Genomic DNA, 18510 nt, shown 5'->3' with positions numbered 1-18510 from the left:
CGTCACGCGTCCGGTCGTACCACCCCCAGGATCGGCATCGACCCCGCCCCCGCGACCGTCACCGTCCGCCCCGGGCGCGGCGCGTGGATCATCGAGCCCTCGCCGAGGTACATCGCCACATGGCTCGCGTCGGCGAAGTAGATGATCAGGTCGCCGGGGCGCATGTCCTTGACGTCGACGTGCTTCAGCTGCCGCCACTGCTCCTGCGAGGTCCGGGGTATCGGGTGTCCGGCGGCGGCCCAGGCCTGGGAGGTCAGGCCGGAGCAGTCGTAGGAGTCGGGACCCTCGGCTCCCCATTGGTACGGCTTGTTCAGCTGGGCCGTCGCGTACTCGACCGCCTTCTTGCCCTGGGTGCTCGCCGCGTCGCTCGCCGGGGGGACGTCGCCGGACTTCACCCACGCGTTCTGCGCCTGCCGGGCCTGCTCCGCCTCCAGCTCGGCCAGCCGCGCCCGCTCCTTCGCCTCGAGCCGGCCCTCCAGCTCCTGGGCGGCGGTGATCTGCCGCTCGATCCGCTGCTGCGCCGTCGCCTTGGCGGTGCGCGCCGCCTCCAGCTTCTGCCACTGGACGGCCGCGTCCTGCGCGAACAGCTCCAGGTCCTGCTGGACCTTCGCGGTCTCGGTGATGAGGTCCTCGGCCGCCTTGTGCCCCTGCTCGACCCGCCCCGCGTCGTCCAGGAACTGCGAGGGGTCCCGGCTCAGCATCAGCTTGGCCTCGTCGGGCAGCCCGCCCGTGCGGTACTGCGAGCGGGCGGCGGCCCCCGCGCGGTCCTTCAGCCGGGCCAGCCGCTCACGGCCCTCGACGATTCTTTTGGCCAGCGTCACGATCGTCGCCGACTGCTCCTTGGACGCCTCCTCCGCCGCGTTGTAGGCGTCCGTCGCGACCGCCGCGTCGTGATACAGCGCATCGAGGCGGGCGCGGACGGCCTCCAGGTCCTTGTTCGACACCGGCGCGGAGGCGGACGAGGAGGGCGACGGGGCCGGTTCCGGTGCCGCGAACGCCGTGCCCGGCGCGGCGAGCAGCGTCACCGCGCAGACGGCGGTCACCGCCGCGGTCGTCCAGGCGCGCCTGCCCGTCGTACGCATACTGGCCCCCCAGTTGATGTCCCGTCAGTAACTTGTGAACGTCCGGTGGATACTGTCACGCCCGCCTCTGAAGCGACAGAGTCCGTGTATTCGTCGCAAGTTTCCGGCCTTCATGCCTGTTCGACGAACAGCGCACCGGCATCGTTCCCCCAAGACGTTCACCAGTTCGAGTGAACCCCGCCGCCCGAACCCCGCCGCCCCGCCCCGCCCCTCACCGAGGCGCCAACGCCCCCCACTCCACGCTCACTTCCCCCTGCCGCCACCGCCGCACCCCGTCCACCACCGGCCACTCCCCGGAAAGATCCCGCACGGTCCGGATCCACCGCTGCCGGGCGCCGTACGAGGCGTAGGGCGCGGCGGCGGACCAGGCGCGGTCGAAGTCGCGCAGGAAGGCGTGCACGGGCTCGCCGGGGACGTTGCGGTGGATCAGCGCCTTGGGGAGGCGTTCGGCGAGGTCGGAGGGGCGCTCCAGGGAGGCGAGGCGGGCGGCGAAGGTGACCGTGCGCGGGCCCTCGGGGCCGAGGGCGACCCACACGTGCCGGCGGCCGATCTCGTCGCACGTCCCCTCGACCAGCAGCCCGCCCGGCGCGAGCCGCCCGCACAGCCGCTCCCAGACCCCGGCGACGGCCGTCTCGTCGTACTGCCGCAGCACGTTCGCGGCCCGGACCAGCAGGGGGCGGCCGGGGACGGGGACCTCGAAGCCGCCGTGGCGGAAGACGAGTCCCTCGCGCGCGTAGGGCTGTGCGGCGGCCACGCGCGCGGGTTCGATCTCGACGCCCACCACGCGCGCGCGTGGGGCGACGGTCCGCAGCCGCGCGAGCAGTTCGACGGCCGTCCAGGGGGCGGCCCCGTACCCGAGGTCGACGGCCACGGGATCGTCCGCACGCCGCAGCTCGGCGCCGTGCACGGCGGCGATCCAGCGGTCCATGCGGCGCAGCCGGTTGGGGTTGGTCGTCCCGCGCGTGACGGTGCCCACGGGGCGGGCGGCGGGGGCGCGGGTGGTCATGCGTACGAGGGTAACGGGACGCCCCGGCTGATCGAACGGTTGAGCGAGTCATCGTCACGCATGGGCAAAAACCTTCCTGCGGGGCGGGCCGGACCGGAATGGGAGGGCCGTACTCCGGTGTTGCACTGCCTCGGAGGGCGCCCCACACCCTCCTTCAGCCATGCCCGCAGCACCGCCAGCAAGGAGGAAACGCCACGTGAGCCACTACGTCAGCAGGCTCGGGCGTCGCTCCCCGGCCACGCCCGCGCGGTTGCGGTTGCCGCACCGCAGGCCCCGTCGCGTCGCGATGCTCTCTGTGCACACGTCACCCCTGCACCAGCCCGGGACCGGCGACGCCGGCGGCATGAACGTCTACATCGTCGAGCTGGCCCAGCGGCTCGCCGCGATCAACATCGAGGTGGAGATCTTCACCAGGGCGACGACCGGGGGCCTGCCCCCTGTGGTCGAGCTGGCCCCCGGAGTCCTCGTCCGCCATGTCGACGCGGGCCCGTACGAGGGCCTCAACAAGGAGGACCTGCCCGCGCAGCTGTGTGCCTTCACGCACGGCGTCATGCAGGCCTGGGCCGGCCACCGCCCCGGCTACTACGACCTCGTCCACTCCCACTACTGGCTCTCCGGCCACGTCGGCTGGCTCGCCGCCCAGCGCTGGGGCGCGCCCCTCGTGCACGCCATGCACACCATGGCCAAGGTCAAGAACGCCAACCTCGCCGACGGGGACACGCCCGAGCCCGCGGCCCGGGTCATCGGCGAGACGCAGATAGTCGAGGCGGCGGACCGGCTGATCGCGAACACGGAGGAGGAGGCGGCGCAGCTCGTACGGCACTACCGCGCGGACCCCGCCAAGGTCGCGGTGGTGCATCCCGGGGTGAACCTCGACCGCTTCACGCCCGCCGACGGCCGCCGGGCCGCGCGGGAGCGCCTGGGCCTGCCGCAGGACGCGCTGATCCCGCTCTTCGCGGGCCGTATCCAGCCGCTGAAGGCGCCGGACGTGCTGGTGAAGGCCGTCGCCGTGCTGCTGGAGCTGCGGCCCGAGCTGCGGTCCCGGATCGTCGTACCCGTCGTCGGCGGGCCCAGCGGGAGCGGGCTCGCGAAGCCGGAGGGGCTCCAGAAGCTGGCGGCGCGGCTGGGGGTCGCGGACGTGGTGCGGTTCCGGCCGCCGGTGGGGCAGGACCAGCTCGCCGAGTGGTTCCGGGCGGCTTCGGTGCTGGTGGTGCCGTCGTACAGCGAGTCCTTCGGGCTTGTCGCCATCGAGGCGCAGGCCGCCGGGACTCCGGTGCTGGCCGCGTCCGTCGGGGGGCTGCCGGTGGCGGTGCGGGACGGGGAGACCGGGTTCCTGGTCGACGGGCACGATCCGGAGCCGTACGCGCGCGTGCTGGAGCGGCTGGCGGACGATCCTGGGCTGGCGGCGCGGATGGGGGAGGCGGCGGCGCGGCACGCGCAGCACTTCGGCTGGGACACCGCCGCGGCGGCCACCGCCGACGTCTACACCGCCGCGGCCCAGTCCTATCGCCGTCACGTACGCTCCCCCCATGGCTGAGGCAGCGGAAAATCTGGAGAAAGCGCTAAGGGAAACGGGCCTGGAATGGGATAACCCGGACGAGAACACCTACGTGGTGGAACTCCCGGGCACCCAGAAACTGAAAACGACGGTTTCTCTGCGGCTCGGCCGCCATTCCCTGTCGCTGAACGCTTTCGTGATCCGCCACCCCGACGAGAACGAATCCCAGGTCCACCGCTGGCTGCTGGAACGCAACCTGCGGCTCTACGGAATGAGCTACGCGGTGGACCCCCTGGGCGACATCTACCTCACCTCCCGCCTCCCCCTGCCGTCGGTGACCCCGGCCGAGATCGACCGCCTCCTGGGCCAGATCCTGGAGGCGGCGGACGGAACGTTCAACACGCTTCTGGAAATGGGATTCGCGTCGGCGATCAAGCGTGAATACGCGTGGCGGGTTTCGCGGGGGGAGTCGACGCGGAATCTAGAGGCGTTCGGGCATCTGACGGGAAAGCCCCCTGCCCGCGGCGAATCCGCGGACAGAGGGCCGGAAAGCGGTGGGGTTACTTCTTCCCCTGGTTCTTGACCGCCTCGATGGCGGCAGCCGCCGCCTCGGGGTCCAGGTACTTGCCGCCCGGGGTCACCGGGCGGAAGCCGGCGTCCAGTTCGTAGTACAGGGGGATGCCCGTCGGGATGTTCAGGCCGGCGATGTCGCCGTCCGAGATGCCGTCGAGGTGCTTGACCAGGGCGCGCAGGCTGTTGCCGTGGGCGGCGACCAGGACCGTGCGGCCGGTCAGGAGGTCCGGGACGATGGCGTCGTACCAGTAGGGGAGCATGCGGGTGACGACGTCCTTGAGGCACTCCGTGCGCGGGCGCAGCTCCGGCGGGATCGTCGCGTAGCGCGGGTCCTCGGACTGGGAGAACTCCGTGCCGTCCGCGAGCGCGGGCGGCGGGGTGTCGTACGAGCGGCGCCAGAGCATGAACTGCTCCTCGCCGAACTCCGCGAGGGTCTGCGCCTTGTCCTTGCCCTGGAGAGCGCCGTAGTGCCGCTCGTTCAGGCGCCAGCTGCGGTGGACCTCGATCCAGTGGCGGTCGGCGGACTCCAGCGCCAGCTGCGCGGTGCGGATCGCCCGCTTCTGGAGGGACGTGTGCACCACGTCGGGCAGCAGACCGGCGTCCTTGAGCAGCTCACCGCCGCGGACCGCCTCCTTCTCGCCCTTCTCGTTGAGGTTGACGTCCACCCAGCCGGTGAACAGGTTCTTCGCGTTCCACTCGCTCTCGCCGTGGCGGAGGAGGATCAGCTTGTACGGTGCGTCGGCCATGCGTATGAGCGTAATCCACGGCCCGACCCGTCCCCTCTCCTCCCTGCTCCTCCCCGTATTTGACGGGATCTGTTAATCCACTGGCCCCCCGCCCCGGCCCCCTCGTAACGTACGCATGCCGCCTGCACCGCTTACACCTGGGGTCCCCATGCTGTCCGCCGCCACCCTGAGACGCGCCGTCCGCGAGAGCGTCTCCGGTCTGCCCCGCGAGTTCTGGTGGCTGTGGACCAGCACCCTCGTCAACCGGCTCGGCGGGTTCGTCGCGACCTTCCTCGCGCTCTACCTCACCCTCGACCGCGGCTACTCCGCGACCTACGCCGGCCTGGTCGTCGCCCTGCACGGGCTCGGCAGCGTCGTCTCCTCCCTCGCGGGCGGCGTCATGGCGGACCGGCTCGGGCGGCGGCCCACGCTGCTGCTCGCGCAGAGCGCCACCGCCTTCTCCGTCGCCCTCCTCGGCTTCGTCACCGGGCCGTTCGCCATCGCCGGGGCCGCGTTCCTGGTCGGGGCCGCGAGCAATGCCTCGCGGCCGGCGGTGCAGGCGATGATGGCGGACATCGTGCGGCCCGAGGACCGGGTCCGGGCGTTCTCGCTGAACTACTGGGCGATCAACCTCGGGTTCGCGGTCTCCTCCGCCGGTGCCGGGTTCGTCGCCGAGGTCAGCTATCGCGCCGGGTTCCTCGTCGAGGCGGGGATGACGCTGGTCTGCGCGGTGCTCGTCTTCCTCAAGCTGCCCGAGTCGCGGCCGGCCGTGGCCAAGGCCGCCGCCGGGGACGGCGTCTCGCTCGGGACCGTCGTACGCGACCGGCGGTTCATGGTCATGGTCGGGCTGTCGTTCCTCGTCGCGCTCGTCTTCCAGCAGGGGTCCGTGGGGCTGCCTGTCGCGATGGGGGCGGCCGGGTTCTCGCCCGCCGAGTACGGGACCGCGATCGCCGTCAACGGGGTCCTCATCGTCGCCCTCCAGATCCCCGTCACCCGGTTCATCGAGCGGCGTGATCCCGGGCGGCTGCTCGTGCTCTCCTCGCTTCTCGCGGGGTACGGCTTCGGGCTCACCGCGTTCGCAGGGTCGCTCGGGGTGTTCATCCTCACGGTCTGTGTCTGGACGCTCGCGGAGATCGTCAACGCGCCGACCCAGACGGGCCTGGTGGTCCGCTTCTCCCCCGTCCACGGGCGGGGGCGGTACCAGGGCATGTACGGGCTGTCCTGGTCGGCGGCGGCCCTCGTCGCTCCGCTGATGTCGGGGGCGGTCATCGATCATCTCGGGGCGGAGTGGCTGTGGGGGGTGTGTGCGGTGATCGGTACGGTCGCGGGGGCGGGGTACTGGGGGCTGCTGCGGGGGGTTTCGGCGGGGGAGAGGGAGGGGGAGCGGCGGGCGGAACGGGAGGTGGCCCGGCCGCTGTCGTAGTACCCGCCCCCTACGACGCTGAGGGCGCCCCCGGCACAAGGGGCGCCCTCAGCGTCGTGGGACAGGGACTCAGCACTGGCAGGGGGAGCCGGACTGGCAGCCGCACTGGCAGCCCGAGCCGCAGCCGCAGGCCCCGATCAGCGTCAGGTTCCTGATCTCGGACGGCCGCTCGGTCGGTAGGTCCTGGGTGGGGTCGGGGGACGGCGCGGGAGTTTCGGCCATGGAAGCCTCCTCAGGGCGAGCCGCTCAGGGAGAGCCGCTTCACCCATTGGAGCCGACCGGCGACCGGGAGCGAAGGGCGCATCACGGGCGCATCACGGGCGCACGGGAGTGCTCAGGCCTGGATGTCCGGGGGCAGGTCGGCCTGGAGGTCGTCCGCGTGCTCGCCGGTCACCAGGAAGACGACGCGCTTGGCGACGGCGACCGCGTGGTCGGCGAACCGCTCGTAGTAGCGGCCCAGCAGGGTCACGTCCACGGCCGTCTCGATGCCGTGCTTCCAGCGGTCGTCGATCAGGTGCTGGAACAGCGTGCGGTGCAGCAGGTCCATCGCGTCGTCGTCGGCCTCCAGCTGGAGCGCGAGATCGATGTCCTTGGTGACGATGCACTCCGCGGCCTTGGCCATGAGGCGCTGCGCGAGCTGGCCCATCTCCAGGATCGTCGCGTGCAGGTCCTGCGGCACCGCCCGCTCGGGGAAGCGCAGCCGGGTCAGCTTCGCGACGTGCTGGGCCAGGTCCCCGGAGCGCTCCAGGTCCGCCGACATCCGCAGCGACGTCACGACGATCCGCAGATCCGTCGCCACGGGCTGCTGCCGGGCCAGCAGGTCTATCGCCTTCGCCTCCAGGTCGTGCTGGAGCGCGTCGACCTTCTTGTCGCCCTCGATGACGCTCTCGGCCAGGTTGAGATCGGCGTCCAGCATCGCGGTCGTGGCGCGCCCGATGGCCGATCCGACCAGCCGGGCCATCTCCACCAGACCGTCGCCGATCGAGTCAAGTTCCTCGTGGTACGCGTCCCGCATCTGCGTTCCCTCGTCCCTCTCGTATCCGTTTTGCCGGGGTCAGAGTCCCACGATCGGCCCTGGACGCGTCGTTTTCCGCCATCACAAATGAACCACTACTGGCTCCAAGGTGAACTCTGGGCGACGAGTGTCCGAGGTCGCACCTCGACGGCTGTGGCGATGTCGTACCCCGTGCCTAACCTGGAGCCATGGACGTGAACGCGGCGGTCGCCGCAGCGGCAGCGATCGCCGGGGTGCTCACCGGCGTCATCGCCATGCTGGCGTTCCGCTGGAGCGAACGCGACCAGAAGCGCCCCACCCGCACCTCGCTGCACACGGACCCGGTACTCCCTCCGGGTGTCGACACAGTGCTGTCGGTCCTGCGCTCCTCGGCCGTCGTGCTCGACGAGGCGGACGCCGTGGTCAAGGCCAGCTCCGCCGCGTACGCGCTCGGTCTGGTGCGCGGCGGCAAGCTGGCCGTGGAGCCGATGCTCCAGATGGCCCGCGACACCCGCAGGGACGGCGAGATACGGCAGGTGGAGCTGGATCTGCCCCGGCGCGGCTCGGGGCGCGGAGAGGCGCTGGCCGTCTCCGCGCGGGTCGCTCCGCTGGGCTCCCGGCTGGTGCTGCTCCTGGTCGAGGACATGACGGAGGCCCGCCGCATCGAGGCGGTGCGCCGGGACTTCGTGGCGAACGTCAGCCATGAGCTGAAGACCCCGGTCGGCGCGCTCTCGCTGCTGTCCGAGGCCGTCATGGACGCCTCGGACGACCCCGAGGCCGTGCAGCGCTTCGCGGGCCGCATGCAGATCGAGGCGACCCGGCTGACCAACCTCGTGCAGGAGCTGATCGACCTCTCCCGGGTGCAGAACGACGACCCGCTGGAGGACTCCGAGCCGGTCCGGGTCGAGGAGCTGGTCGCCGAGGCCGTCGACCGCTGCCGCCATCAGGCGGGCACGAAGCAGATCACGATGGCCGCGGGCGGCACCGCCGACCTGCGGGTCTGGGGGAACCGGGGCCAGCTGGCCGCGGCCCTCGGCAACCTCGTGGAGAACGCCGTCAACTACTCGCCCGCCCGTACCCGCGTCGGCATATCCGCGCGCCGGGTCTCGGTGCCGGGCGGTGGGGGCACCTCCCAGGCTTTCGGCACTGGGGGACTTATCGAGATCGCCGTGACCGACCAAGGGATAGGCATCTCCGAGAAGGACAAGGAGCGCGTCTTCGAGCGCTTCTACCGCGTGGACCCCGCCCGCTCCCGCCAGACCGGCGGTACGGGCCTGGGACTCGCGATCGTCAAGCACGTGGCCGCCTCGCACGGCGGGGAGGTCACGGTGTGGAGCGCCGAGGGACAGGGCTCCACGTTCACCCTGAGGCTGCCGGAGGCGGGCGCGGCCCGTGACCGCGCGCATCAGCATCCCGACCTCGATGACGAGGACGGGCGGCCCACCGCAGAAACCTACGAACCGCTTCCCGCTCCGGAGGTCCTTCCGTGACCCGTGTGCTCGTCGTCGAGGACGAGGAGTCCTTCTCCGACGCCCTGTCGTACATGCTCCGCAAAGAGGGCTTCGAGGTCGCCGTGGCGGCCACCGGGCCCGACGGTCTCGACGAGTTCGAGCGCAACGGCGCCGACCTCGTCCTGCTCGACCTGATGCTGCCGGGGCTGCCCGGCACCGAGGTCTGCCGCCAGCTGCGGGGCCGTTCCAACGTCCCCGTCATCATGGTGACGGCCAAGGACAGTGAGATCGACAAGGTCGTGGGCCTGGAGATAGGGGCCGACGACTACGTCACCAAGCCCTTCTCCTCCCGCGAGCTCGTCGCCCGTATCCGCGCGGTGCTGCGCCGCCGGGGCGAGCCCGAGGAGGTCACCCCGGCCGCCCTGGAGGCGGGCCCGGTCCGCATGGACGTCGACCGCCACGTGGTCACCGTCTCCGGCTCCAAGGTCGACCTCCCCCTGAAGGAGTTCGACCTCCTGGAGATGCTCCTGCGCAACGCGGGCCGCGTCCTGACCCGTATGCAGCTCATCGACCGGGTCTGGGGCGCGGACTACGTCGGCGACACCAAGACCCTCGACGTCCACGTCAAGCGCCTGCGCGCGAAGATCGAGCCGGACCCGGGCGCGCCGCGCTACCTGGTCACGGTGCGCGGCCTCGGCTACAAGTTCGAGCCGTAAACCGAAACTCACCTACGCCGAAGGGCGGCACCCCGTGTGGGGCGCCGCCCTTCGGCGTTGCTGCGAGGGCCGTCAGTGGCCGGCCGCCGGGGACTCCGAGGCGCTCGGGGACTCCGAGCTCTTCGGGGCACCGGAGGACGACGCGGACGGGGAGGACGACGGCGTCGGGACGTCGCTCGGCCCCCAGGAGGCGAAGTAGCTGGTCGCCGGGACCACGAAGGCCTGGAGGCTGACGTCGCCGGTCTCGGTGAACGTGAAGGTGATCTTCTGGGCGTTGCCGTTGACGACGGAGGTGCCCGGGTCGTTCAGGACGGCCGAGGCGTTGTTCTCACCGCCGATGACGACGGAGCCGCCGGCCGGGACCACCAGGTTGCCCTTGGTGCTCGCGGTGTCGCCCTTGGCGGGCGTGAGGACGGCGGCCTTGTCGGTGCCGTCGACGGTGATGCCGGTCAGCGTCTGCGCCTTGGTCCCGGAGTTGAAGACCGTGGCGGCGAACGCGGCGGGCCCGGCCGACTTGGGGTCGGGCTGGGTGATCACCACCGCGTTCTGGATCTTGATGGTTCCGACCGTCGTGGCCGCGTTGTCCGGCCTGACCTGCAACGTCTGGCTGTTGTTGCCGGCCGCGCAGGCGGAGAGCGTGACGATCGAGAACGCGAGGGCGGTGGCGGCGAGGGCGCCGCGTCGAAGGCTGCTGCTCACGGCGGCGGCTACTCCTTGAACGCACGGGCGGCTCCGGATAAAGCCGCCCTAAGGGTCAGTCAGCGGCCTTAGGGTATCGACCCGTTCCCGGCCCCTCGCACCCGACCCGCCTCTACGGACCTCCGGGCCCCCAGGTGACCCCCCTGATCACCCCCCACCCCGCCCCCGTCCGCCGCGCATTCACATAACCGCCGTGAACGGAGTCGGGGATTTCCGGCGGGGTTTTGCGGCGCGATCCGGAAATTGATCATCGGGAGGTGATCGGCGCCGGCAGATCAATTCTGGAAACGTCAAGGATCAGCCACATGGAACCGAACGGACTAGCGGAAGTCGCACAAGTTCAACCAGACATATCGGGACGTTCGGTCATCTTGACCGGCTCTTGGAACCGTGTACCGTGCGGGTTTCGGCTCCCGCGAAGAGCCGCTCCGACCTGCGAATACCTCCTTCCGTACCCCCTCCGAAGCACGTTCCGGCCGCTGTTGTCAAGCCCCGAGATATGCTCTGACCTGCGAAAACGCCATTCAGAACGCGCCGTTTCCGTGTTACCCTGGATAGCCACGGAAGGGGTACCTGTCACATGACGTTCAAGGTTGGCGACACCGTGGTCTATCCCCATCACGGGGCCGCGCTGATCGAGGCCATCGAAACTCGCCAGATCAAAGGCGTGGACAAGACCTACTTGGTGCTGAAGGTCGCCCAGGGTGACCTGACGGTACGTGTGCCAGCGGACAATGCGGAGTTCGTCGGCGTACGTGATGTGGTCGGTCAGGACGGGCTGGACCGGGTCTTCGAGGTGCTGCGCGCGCCGTACGCCGAGGAGCCCACGAACTGGTCCCGTCGTTACAAGGCAAATCTGGAGAAGCTCGCCTCCGGTGACGTCATCAAGGTCGCGGAAGTCGTCCGTGACCTGTGGCGTCGTGAGCGTGAGCGCGGACTCTCCGCCGGCGAGAAGCGCATGCTCGCCAAGGCCCGCCAGATCCTGGTGAGCGAGCTCGCCCTCGCGGAGAACACCAACGAGGACAAAGCCGAGGCCCTGCTCGACGAGGTACTCGCCTCCTGAGCCTCGTGAGCCCCTTCCACCCGGCAGGGACTCCTTGTTCGCCCTGAATGCCGCGGTGCCCGATGACGTATGACACGTCGCCGGGCGCTGCGGCATGTTGGTGTCCGCACCCCACTCCCCGTTCGGGGTCTCCGAAGAGACCCCGATATTTTGGTGTCCGGGCTCCCGGCCTCGACCCGCGCGTCACGGAAGGGGCAGGTCGTGGGGGTGCCCGGCACTCCTCCCAGGCCATACCCACGTAGGTCGAGCACACAAACCTGACAGGAACCATGTCTGACGAATCACACCGCTCCCGGGCCGCCGTACGCACGGCGGCCGTGATTCCCGCCGCCGGCCGCGGGGTCCGGCTCGGCCCCGGCGCCCCCAAGGCGCTGCGCGCGCTGAACGGCACCCCCATGCTCATCCACGCCGTCCGCGCGCTGGCCGCCTCCCGCGCGGTCTCCCTCGTCGTCGTCGTGGCCCCGCCGGACGGCGCCGCCGAGGTCAGGTCCCTCCTCGACGCCCACGCGCTGCCCGAGCGCACCGAGTTCCTCGTGGTCCCCGGCGGCGAGTCCCGCCAGGAGTCCGTGAAGCTCGGCCTGGACGCCCTCCCCGACGGCTACGACATCGTCCTGGTCCATGACGCGGCCCGCCCCCTCGTCCCGGTCGACACCGTCGACGCGGTCGTCGAGACGGTCCGCGAGGGCGCGGTGGCCGTCGTCCCGGCGGTGCCCCTCGCCGACACGGTCAAGGAGGTCGAGCCGGCCGCCGACGGACCCGAACCCGTCGTCGCCACCCCCGCCCGCGCCCGGCTGCGTGCCGTGCAGACGCCGCAGGGCTTCGACCGGGCGACCCTCGTGCGCGCGCACGAGACGGTCACCGAGGACGTCACCGACGACGCGAGCATGATCGAGCGGCTCGGGGAGAAGGTGGTCGTCGTCCCCGGGCACGAGGAGGCGTTCAAGGTGACCCGCCCGCTGGACCTCGTCCTCGCGGAGGCGGTCCTCACCCGGAGGAGGCTCAACGATGGATTCTGAAACGGCCCCGCAGGAAGCAGCACCGCAGGAAGCAGCACCGCAGGGAATCTTGCTGCCCCAGGTCGGCATCGGCACCGACATCCACGCCTTCGAGGAGGGCCGCGAGCTGTGGTGCGCGGGGCTGAAGTGGGAGGGGACCGGGCTCGCCGGGCACTCCGACGCCGACGTTGTCGCGCACGCCGCCTGCAACGCCCTCTTCTCCGCCGCCGGACTCGGTGACCTCGGCCGGCACTTCGGCACCGGCCGCCCCGAGTGGTCCGGCGCCTCCGGCGTCACCCTCCTCACCGAGGCCGCGCGGATCGTGCGCGCCGCCGGTTTCGTGATCGGGAACGTCGCCGTCCAGGTCGTCGGCCCTCGCCCGAAGATCGGCAAGCGGCGTGAGGAGGCGCAGCAGGTCCTCTCGGCGGCCGTCGGGGCACCGGTGTCGGTGTCCGGGGCGACCACCGACGGGCTCGGATTCCCGGGCCGCGAGGAGGGGTTGATGGCCGTCGCGACCGCCCTGGTGGCCCGCCTCGGCTGAAAGCGCTCAAACCGGTAGACGGTGTATTTCAGGCCCCTGCTCCCACTACCCTTGGACCCGTGACTATTCGCCTGTACGACACCAGCGCCCGGCAGATCCGTGACTTCTCCCCGCTCACGCCGGGCTGTGTCTCGATCTACCTCTGTGGCGCCACGGTGCAGGCGGCACCGCACATCGGGCACATCCGCTCGGGGCTGAACTTCGACATCCTGCGCCGCTGGTTCGAGTACCGCGGCTATGCCGTGACGTTCGTCCGGAACGTCACGGACATCGACGACAAGATCATCAACAAGTCCCGTGAGCAGGGCCGCCCTTGGTGGTCCATCGGTTACGACAACGAGCGCGCGTTCAACGACGGCTACACCGCGCTCGGCTGCCTCCCGCCCACCTACGAACCCCGGGCGACCGGTCATGTCCCCGAGATGATCGAGATGATGCGCGGCCTGATCGAACGCGGTCACGCGTACGAGTCCGACGGCAGCGTCTACTTCGACGTCCGCTCGTGGCCGTCGTACCTGGAGCTGTCCCGGCAGGACCTCGACGACATGCGGCAGCCCGACGAGGGTGTCGTGGGCAAGCGGGACGCGCGGGACTTCGCGCTGTGGAAGGCCGTGAAACCGGGCGAGCCCGACTGGGAGACCCCCTGGGGCCGCGGTCGGCCCGGCTGGCATCTGGAGTGCTCGGCGATGGCCCACAAGTACCTGGGCGCGGCCTTCGACATCCACGGCGGCGGGCTCGACCTGATCTTCCCGCACCACGAGAACGAGATCGCCCAGGCCAAGGCGTTCGGCGACGACTTCGCGGCGTACTGGGTGCACAACGCCTGGGTCACCATGAGCGGCGAGAAGATGTCGAAGTCGCTCGGCAACAGCGTCCTCGTCTCCGAGATGGTCAAGCAGTGGCGCCCGATCGTCCTGCGCTACTACCTCGGCACCCCGCACTACCGCTCGATGATCGAGTACAGCGAGGAGTCGCTGCGCGAGGCCGAGTCGGCGTTCGCGCGGATCGAGGGGTTCGTGCAGCGGGTCGTCGAGAAGGCGGGCGGGGCCGTCGAGCCGGCCGCCGAGGTGCCCCCGGCCTTCGCGGAGGCCATGGACGACGACTTCGGTGTCCCGCAGGCCCTCGCGGTCGTCCACACCACCGTCCGGCAGGGCAACAGCGCGCTCGCGGCCGACGACAAGGAGGGCGCCGTCGCCCGCCTCGCCGAGGTCCGCGCGATGCTCGGCGTCCTCGGCCTCGACCCGCTCGACCCGCACTGGGCGGGGGAGTCGGACCGGGGTGACGATCTGCACGGCGTGGTCGACAGCCTCGTACGCCTGGTCCTCGACCAGCGGGAGTCGGCGCGCGGGCGGAAGGACTGGGCGACGGCGGACGCGATCCGGGATCAGCTGGGGCAGGCGGGGCTGGTCATCGAGGACGGGCCGCAGGGGCCGCGCTGGACGCTGGGACCGCGGTAGTCCGCGTCAGCTGAGCAAGATCGATTGTGCCGTCCGGGTCTCCGGGCGGCACACTTCATGAGACGTACTGCCGTTTGGGCAGTGGAGACTTCTAAGGAACAGGTAGGTCATGGCAGCCAACAACCGCCGCATGTCCGGCAAGAAGGGCGCGCAGGTCGGCAGTGGCGGCCAGCGGCGCCGGGGCCTGGAGGGCAAGGGGCCGACCCCGCCCGCCGAGATGCGCAAGGGGCACAAGAAGAACCGGATCGCCGCCGCGCAGACCCGGCGGGCCCAGGGCCGTCCGGCGACCCCGCGCGGGCGCGGCGGCAAGGGGACGTCCGAGATGGTCGTCGGCCGCAACCCGGTGGTCGAGGCGCTGCGCGAGGGCGTGCCCGCGTCGACCCTGTACGTGCAGCAGTTCATCGACAACGACGAGCGGGTCCGCGAGGCGCTCCAGCTCGCGGCCGAGCGCGGCGGCATCAACCTCATGGAGGCCCCGCGCCCCGAGCTGGACCGCATGACGAACGGCCTGAACCACCAGGGCCTCGTCCTCCAGGTCCCGCCGTACGAGTACGCCCACCCCGAGGACCTCGCCGCCGCCGCGTACGACGCGGGCGAGGCCCCCCTGATCGTCGCCCTCGACGGGGTGACCGACCCGCGCAACCTCGGCGCGGTCGTCCGTTCGGTGTCGGCGTTCGGCGGCCACGGCGTGGTCGTCCCCGAGCGCCGCGCGGCCGGGATGACGGCGGGCGCGTGGAAGACGTCGGCCGGTACGGCGGCGCGCACCCCGGTGGCGCGCGCGACGAACCTCACGCGCGCGCTGGAGGCGTACAAGAAGGCCGGCATCGCGGTCGTCGGCCTCGCGGCGGACGGCGAGGCGGAGGTCGGCACGCTGGCGGCGCTGGACGGCCCGGTCGTCATCGTCGTCGGCAGCGAGGGCAAGGGCCTGTCGCGGCTGGTCGGCGAGACCTGCGACTTCCGGGTACGCATCCCGATGCCCGGCGGCGCGGAGTCGCTGAACGCGGGTGTGGCCGCCGGCATCGTGCTGTACGAGGCGGCGCGCCGCCGGGCCTGACGGCAGCCGACGGGAGGGGCGTTCAAGAGGGGTCGAGGCGGCGCGCCGCAGGGTCTGACGGGTTCACCCGGACGGGGGAATTCTGGGGTCGGGCGGGAGCTTGACGGGGTCCGGACACTTCCGGCGAGTCAAAGCAGTGTCCTAAACACACGTCACTCGGTTAGATGAGTGTGGACACCAGAACACCCCGCACTCCCACGGGGGACCGCCAGTCGGGATTCGCCTCAGGACTCGACGACGGTCCCGTGCTGAGCATGGTGAAGGTGCCGAGCGATCCGGCGCAGGTCATCGTCACGCACGCGTCCTTCCGCGTGCAGCTGGGCGCGTCCGCGCGGCGCGCCCAGTCCCCGCGCATCGCCCGTACCGCCGCCGCCGAGACCCCCGCGAGCGCCGCCGCGCGCCGCCGCCCGGTCGTGTGGAGCGGCCATTCCGCGCCCGACGACACCGGCGCGCACCGCCTGCTCCAGGCGGTCCGGGCGGGCAGCGTCGGCCACCACGCCGAGCAGGCCCCCGCCGACGCGGGCGCCACCCAGGTCATCCCGCGGATCGAGGTCGACGACCTCACCGCGCAGACCCTGGAGACCCCCCTGGTCGGCGCCCAGCGCACCCCGCGGGGCGCGCCCCGGCTGCTGCCGAACATGCGGACCGTCGACAGCGTCTACGACGAACCGGCGTACGCCCAGCCGCAGTTCGAGCCGCCGTACGAGCAGCGGTACGCGTCCTCGTACGAGCCGGAGGAGTACGGCGGCCCGCGCCGGCGCACCCCGGGCGACCCCGCCCGGCACGCGTACTACCCCGGGCGGCGGATGAACCTGGGCGTCGTCCTCCTCCCGCTGCGCGTCTTCCTCGGCTTCCTCGCGGTCTACGCCGGGATGGGCAAGCTCTGCGACCCCGTCTACTTCGACGGCGGCAAGCGGGGCTCGATGGTGAAGTGGCTGAACACCCTGCACCCGTGGGAAGTCGCCGAGCCGCTGCGCCAGTTCGCCCTGCACCACCCGGTCGGCTCCGGCCTGTCCATCGCCTTCCTCCAGGTCATCGTGGGGGTCCTGACCATCCTGGGCTGCTGGCAGCGGGTGGCGGCGGTCGTCGGCGCCGGTCTGTCGGCGGCCCTGATCGTCACGGTCAGCTGGAAGTCCGCGCCCGTGTACGACACCCCCGACATCATCACCCTCGCCGCCTGGTCGCCCCTGGTCATCGCGGGCGCCCCCGTCTACTCGGTCGACGGCCGGCTCGCGGCGAGCGCCTGGCGCCGGCTGGGCCCGCGCGTCCCGCTGTGGGAGCTGCGCCGCTACGTCCTGCGCCGGGGCGCGCTGGTGACGGCGATCGTCATCGGCCTCACGCTGCTGATCGGCTCGACGCTGGGCGGCGCGGTGCGGGGCGCGGACCGGGTGATCGTCCCCGGCCCCGGTGAGGGCCCGCGCAACCAGCTCCCCGGCTCGCCCCTCCCGGAGGCGTCCGGCAAGCACAAGCCGTCCGACAGCCCGTCGGAGTCGGAGTCGTCCCCCACGCAGGGCACGACGTCGGCGCCGCCCTCGGAGTCCCGCAAGGAGTCCCCGAAGGCGACGCGGGACACGCAGTCGACGGGGGGCTCCCCGAGCCAGACCCAGGGCACGGTGGGCGACGACGACACCCCGTCCCAGTCGACCCCGGCCCGCCAGGAGGCCCCGAGCACCAGCTCCGGCCCGTCGTCCGGGGGTTCGTCCTCGTCGTCGGGGACGGGCGGATCGGACGGGGGCGGGTCGTCGGGCGGGAGTGACGGGTTGGTGGGCGGTCTGCTGGGGGGTTGAGCGGGCCGGTCTACGACGACGAGGGCCCCGCGTGCTGTCATGGCGCGCGGGGCCCTCGTCGTCGTAGCGGGATGTCGGCGTTTCAGCGTCCCAGGGCGGCCAGTTCCTTCGCGGCCTCGGTCAGGTCCTTGGCGGTGTCGATGGCCCGCCAGTACGCCCCCTGCGGCAGCGGGAAGCCCGCCAGGCGCTGTTCCCTCGCCAGGCCGGGGAACGTGGTCCGCTCGTGGTCCCCGCGTTCCGGCAGCAGCGCGGCGAACTCGGCGCCGAAGACGTACACGCCCGCGTTGATCTCGAAGGTCGAGAGCGGGGCCTCGATGAAGTCGGTGATGTGGCCGAAGCCGTCGGTCTTGACGGCGCCCCAGGGGATGCGGGGGCGGGCGAGGGCGAGGGTGGCGACGGCGCCGCGCTCGATGTGGAAGTCGGCCATGTCGCGCAGGGAGAACCGGGTCCAGATGTCGCCGTTGGTGGCGTACCAGGGCTCACCGGGACGGGGGAGGTGCGCGGCGGCGTAGCGGAGACCTCCGCCGCGGCCGAGGGGCTCGCTCTCGACGACGGTGGTGACGGAGACGGGGAGGTCGGCGCCGTCGAGCCACTTCTGGAGGACGTCGGCGAGGTGTCCGCAGGAGACGACGACGTCGGTGACGCCTTCTTCGGCGAGCCAGTTCAGCTGATGGCCGATGATCGGAGTCCCGGTGCCGGGGATCTCGACCATCGGCTTGGGCCGGTCGTCGGTGTAGGGCCGCAGCCGGGAGCCTTGGCCACCGGCCAGGATGACGGCTTGTGTGGGTCGGGACACGGCGTGCGGATGACTCATGCCCGCACTGTACGCGGGCACGGGGAACGGGCCGGGGGGAGGTTCCCAGAGAAACCTCACAAAGGGTTTCCCTGGGTTCCGGAGGCGTCAGTGGGTGGTGTGGGAGGTGAGGACGCCGGAGGCGAAGGAGGTGTCGCAGACCGGGCGGGCGAAGGACTGGGCACGGGTGGGGCCGTAGACGCGGACGGCCGCGCGGCCGAGGGCGCGGGCGATGGACGCGCAGTGCGCGGCGAGGGCCGGCTTGCCGTTGACGGCCTCCTGGAGGTGGGTCAGGGCGACGCCGGGGTCCTTCTCCTGGAGTTCGGCCAGGAGGCGGTCGCGCAGGACGTCCTGGGGGGGCTTCGCGGCGGCGCCGCGGTGCGTGGAGACGTCGGAGGCGGTGAGCACCGAGTCCGACGTGCTTCCCGTCCAGTCGACCCGGGTGACCGCGAGGGTCCCGGACAGCACCATGAGGACGGGCAGGGCGAGGGCGAGGGAGCGACCGATCCGGCGGGCGGGACCCCGGCCGCCGCGTCGCGTCCGCTGGACGATGGAGTGCTTCACGGAGCGCTTCGAGTGCTTCACGTGGGCGATGGTAGCGCCCAGTAATGTTTTGGAGACATTTAGTCACCCGGATGGGGGACGTGAAAGTG

Annotated in this window: 19 protein-coding genes; 11 read left to right on the top strand and 8 right to left on the bottom strand. The window is 71.6% G+C overall.

The annotated features are described in order from the left end of the window. Window positions 1-2: 2 nt before the first annotated feature. Window positions 3-1082 carry a C40 family peptidase gene (locus ACYUD3_RS32340; RefSeq protein WP_470977763.1) on the bottom strand — a complete coding sequence of 360 codons (1080 nt, stop codon included), beginning with the start codon at window positions 1080-1082 and terminating at the stop codon, window positions 3-5. Window positions 1083-1293: 211 nt separating this feature from the next. Beyond that, window positions 1294-2088 (bottom strand): class I SAM-dependent methyltransferase, encoded by a 795-nt coding sequence (locus ACYUD3_RS32335; RefSeq protein ID WP_470977757.1) that lies wholly within the window; start codon window positions 2086-2088, stop codon window positions 1294-1296. Between the two features lie 196 nt (window positions 2089-2284). Here ACYUD3_RS32335 and mshA point away from each other — a divergent pair, with 196 nt between their 5' ends. Next, the gene (mshA, locus tag ACYUD3_RS32330; protein WP_470977754.1) at window positions 2285-3625 is read left to right on the top strand and encodes a D-inositol-3-phosphate glycosyltransferase; all 1341 of its coding nucleotides are present in this window, start codon (window positions 2285-2287) and stop codon (window positions 3623-3625) included. Further along, window positions 3618-4169, top strand: coding sequence for a type III secretion system chaperone family protein (locus ACYUD3_RS32325; RefSeq protein WP_470977751.1), 552 nt, complete (start codon window positions 3618-3620; stop codon window positions 4167-4169). The genes mshA and ACYUD3_RS32325 overlap by 8 nt, the downstream gene beginning before the upstream one ends. Here ACYUD3_RS32325 and ACYUD3_RS32320 read toward each other — a convergent pair. Continuing rightward, window positions 4147-4905: a phosphoglyceromutase gene (locus ACYUD3_RS32320; RefSeq protein ID WP_470977748.1), complete on the bottom strand. Its 759-nt coding sequence runs from the start codon at window positions 4903-4905 to the stop codon at window positions 4147-4149. The genes ACYUD3_RS32325 and ACYUD3_RS32320 overlap by 23 nt on opposite strands. A 148-nt stretch (window positions 4906-5053) precedes the next feature. On the opposite strand from ACYUD3_RS32320, the gene ACYUD3_RS32315 reads away from it, so the two are divergent. After that, a complete protein-coding gene (locus ACYUD3_RS32315; protein ID WP_470977745.1) occupies window positions 5054-6307 on the top strand; it encodes an MDR family MFS transporter in 1254 nt (417 codons plus the stop codon). Window positions 6308-6376: 69 nt separating this feature from the next. Here the strand turns inward: ACYUD3_RS32315 and ACYUD3_RS32310 are convergent, their stop codons facing one another. Further along, entirely contained in the window at window positions 6377-6529 is a 153-nt protein-coding gene (locus tag ACYUD3_RS32310) for a hypothetical protein (RefSeq protein ID WP_470977742.1), read from the bottom strand. 112 nt (window positions 6530-6641) lie between these two features. After that, window positions 6642-7322 carry a phosphate signaling complex protein PhoU gene (gene phoU / locus ACYUD3_RS32305; RefSeq protein WP_470977739.1) on the bottom strand — a complete coding sequence of 227 codons (681 nt, stop codon included), beginning with the start codon at window positions 7320-7322 and terminating at the stop codon, window positions 6642-6644. Between the two features lie 188 nt (window positions 7323-7510). Between phoU and phoR the strand changes: the two genes are divergently transcribed. Both phoR and phoP read left to right on the top strand, forming a co-directional pair. Further along, window positions 7511-8791 carry a two-component system sensor histidine kinase PhoR gene (gene phoR, locus ACYUD3_RS32300; protein WP_470977736.1) on the top strand — a complete coding sequence of 427 codons (1281 nt, stop codon included), beginning with the start codon at window positions 7511-7513 and terminating at the stop codon, window positions 8789-8791. 5 nt (window positions 8792-8796) lie between these two features. Continuing rightward, window positions 8797-9468: a two-component system response regulator PhoP gene (gene phoP / locus ACYUD3_RS32295; RefSeq protein ID WP_018568744.1), complete on the top strand. Its 672-nt coding sequence runs from the start codon at window positions 8797-8799 to the stop codon at window positions 9466-9468. Window positions 9469-9540: 72 nt separating this feature from the next. On the opposite strand, the gene ACYUD3_RS32290 is transcribed toward phoP, so the two are convergent. Beyond that, complete coding sequence (locus ACYUD3_RS32290) at window positions 9541-10167, bottom strand: copper chaperone PCu(A)C domain-containing protein (RefSeq protein ID WP_470977732.1); 627 nt, start codon at window positions 10165-10167, stop codon at window positions 9541-9543. Between the two features lie 580 nt (window positions 10168-10747). On the opposite strand from ACYUD3_RS32290, the gene ACYUD3_RS32285 reads away from it, so the two are divergent. From ACYUD3_RS32285 to ACYUD3_RS32260, 6 genes are all read left to right on the top strand, one after another. After that, the gene (locus ACYUD3_RS32285) at window positions 10748-11230 is read left to right on the top strand and encodes a CarD family transcriptional regulator (RefSeq protein WP_003953493.1); all 483 of its coding nucleotides are present in this window, start codon (window positions 10748-10750) and stop codon (window positions 11228-11230) included. A gap of 269 nt (window positions 11231-11499) precedes the next feature. After that, window positions 11500-12246 (top strand): 2-C-methyl-D-erythritol 4-phosphate cytidylyltransferase, encoded by a 747-nt coding sequence (gene ispD, locus ACYUD3_RS32280; RefSeq protein ID WP_470977731.1) that lies wholly within the window; start codon window positions 11500-11502, stop codon window positions 12244-12246. Then, the gene (ispF, locus tag ACYUD3_RS32275) at window positions 12236-12766 is read left to right on the top strand and encodes a 2-C-methyl-D-erythritol 2,4-cyclodiphosphate synthase (RefSeq protein ID WP_470977728.1); all 531 of its coding nucleotides are present in this window, start codon (window positions 12236-12238) and stop codon (window positions 12764-12766) included. The genes ispD and ispF overlap by 11 nt, the downstream gene beginning before the upstream one ends. 59 nt (window positions 12767-12825) lie before the next feature. Then, window positions 12826-14223 (top strand): cysteine--tRNA ligase, encoded by a 1398-nt coding sequence (gene cysS / locus ACYUD3_RS32270; protein ID WP_470977726.1) that lies wholly within the window; start codon window positions 12826-12828, stop codon window positions 14221-14223. Between the two features lie 109 nt (window positions 14224-14332). Beyond that, on the top strand, window positions 14333-15277 hold the full coding sequence (rlmB, locus tag ACYUD3_RS32265; protein WP_470977723.1) for a 23S rRNA (guanosine(2251)-2'-O)-methyltransferase RlmB: 945 nt from the start codon (window positions 14333-14335) through the stop codon (window positions 15275-15277). A 164-nt stretch (window positions 15278-15441) separates the two neighbouring features. After that, window positions 15442-17064 (top strand): DoxX family protein, encoded by a 1623-nt coding sequence (locus ACYUD3_RS32260; RefSeq protein WP_470977720.1) that lies wholly within the window; start codon window positions 15442-15444, stop codon window positions 17062-17064. An 82-nt stretch (window positions 17065-17146) separates the two neighbouring features. Here the strand turns inward: ACYUD3_RS32260 and ACYUD3_RS32255 are convergent, their stop codons facing one another. Beyond that, window positions 17147-17878: a nucleotidyltransferase family protein gene (locus tag ACYUD3_RS32255; protein ID WP_470977717.1), complete on the bottom strand. Its 732-nt coding sequence runs from the start codon at window positions 17876-17878 to the stop codon at window positions 17147-17149. Window positions 17879-17965: 87 nt separating this feature from the next. Then, the gene (locus tag ACYUD3_RS32250) at window positions 17966-18421 is read right to left on the bottom strand and encodes a hypothetical protein (RefSeq protein WP_470977977.1); all 456 of its coding nucleotides are present in this window, start codon (window positions 18419-18421) and stop codon (window positions 17966-17968) included. Window positions 18422-18510 lie beyond the last annotated feature (89 nt).

Source organism: Streptomyces sp. AMJ-169 (assembly GCF_055597585.1).
This window is presented reverse-complemented; position numbering and strand designations above follow the sequence as displayed.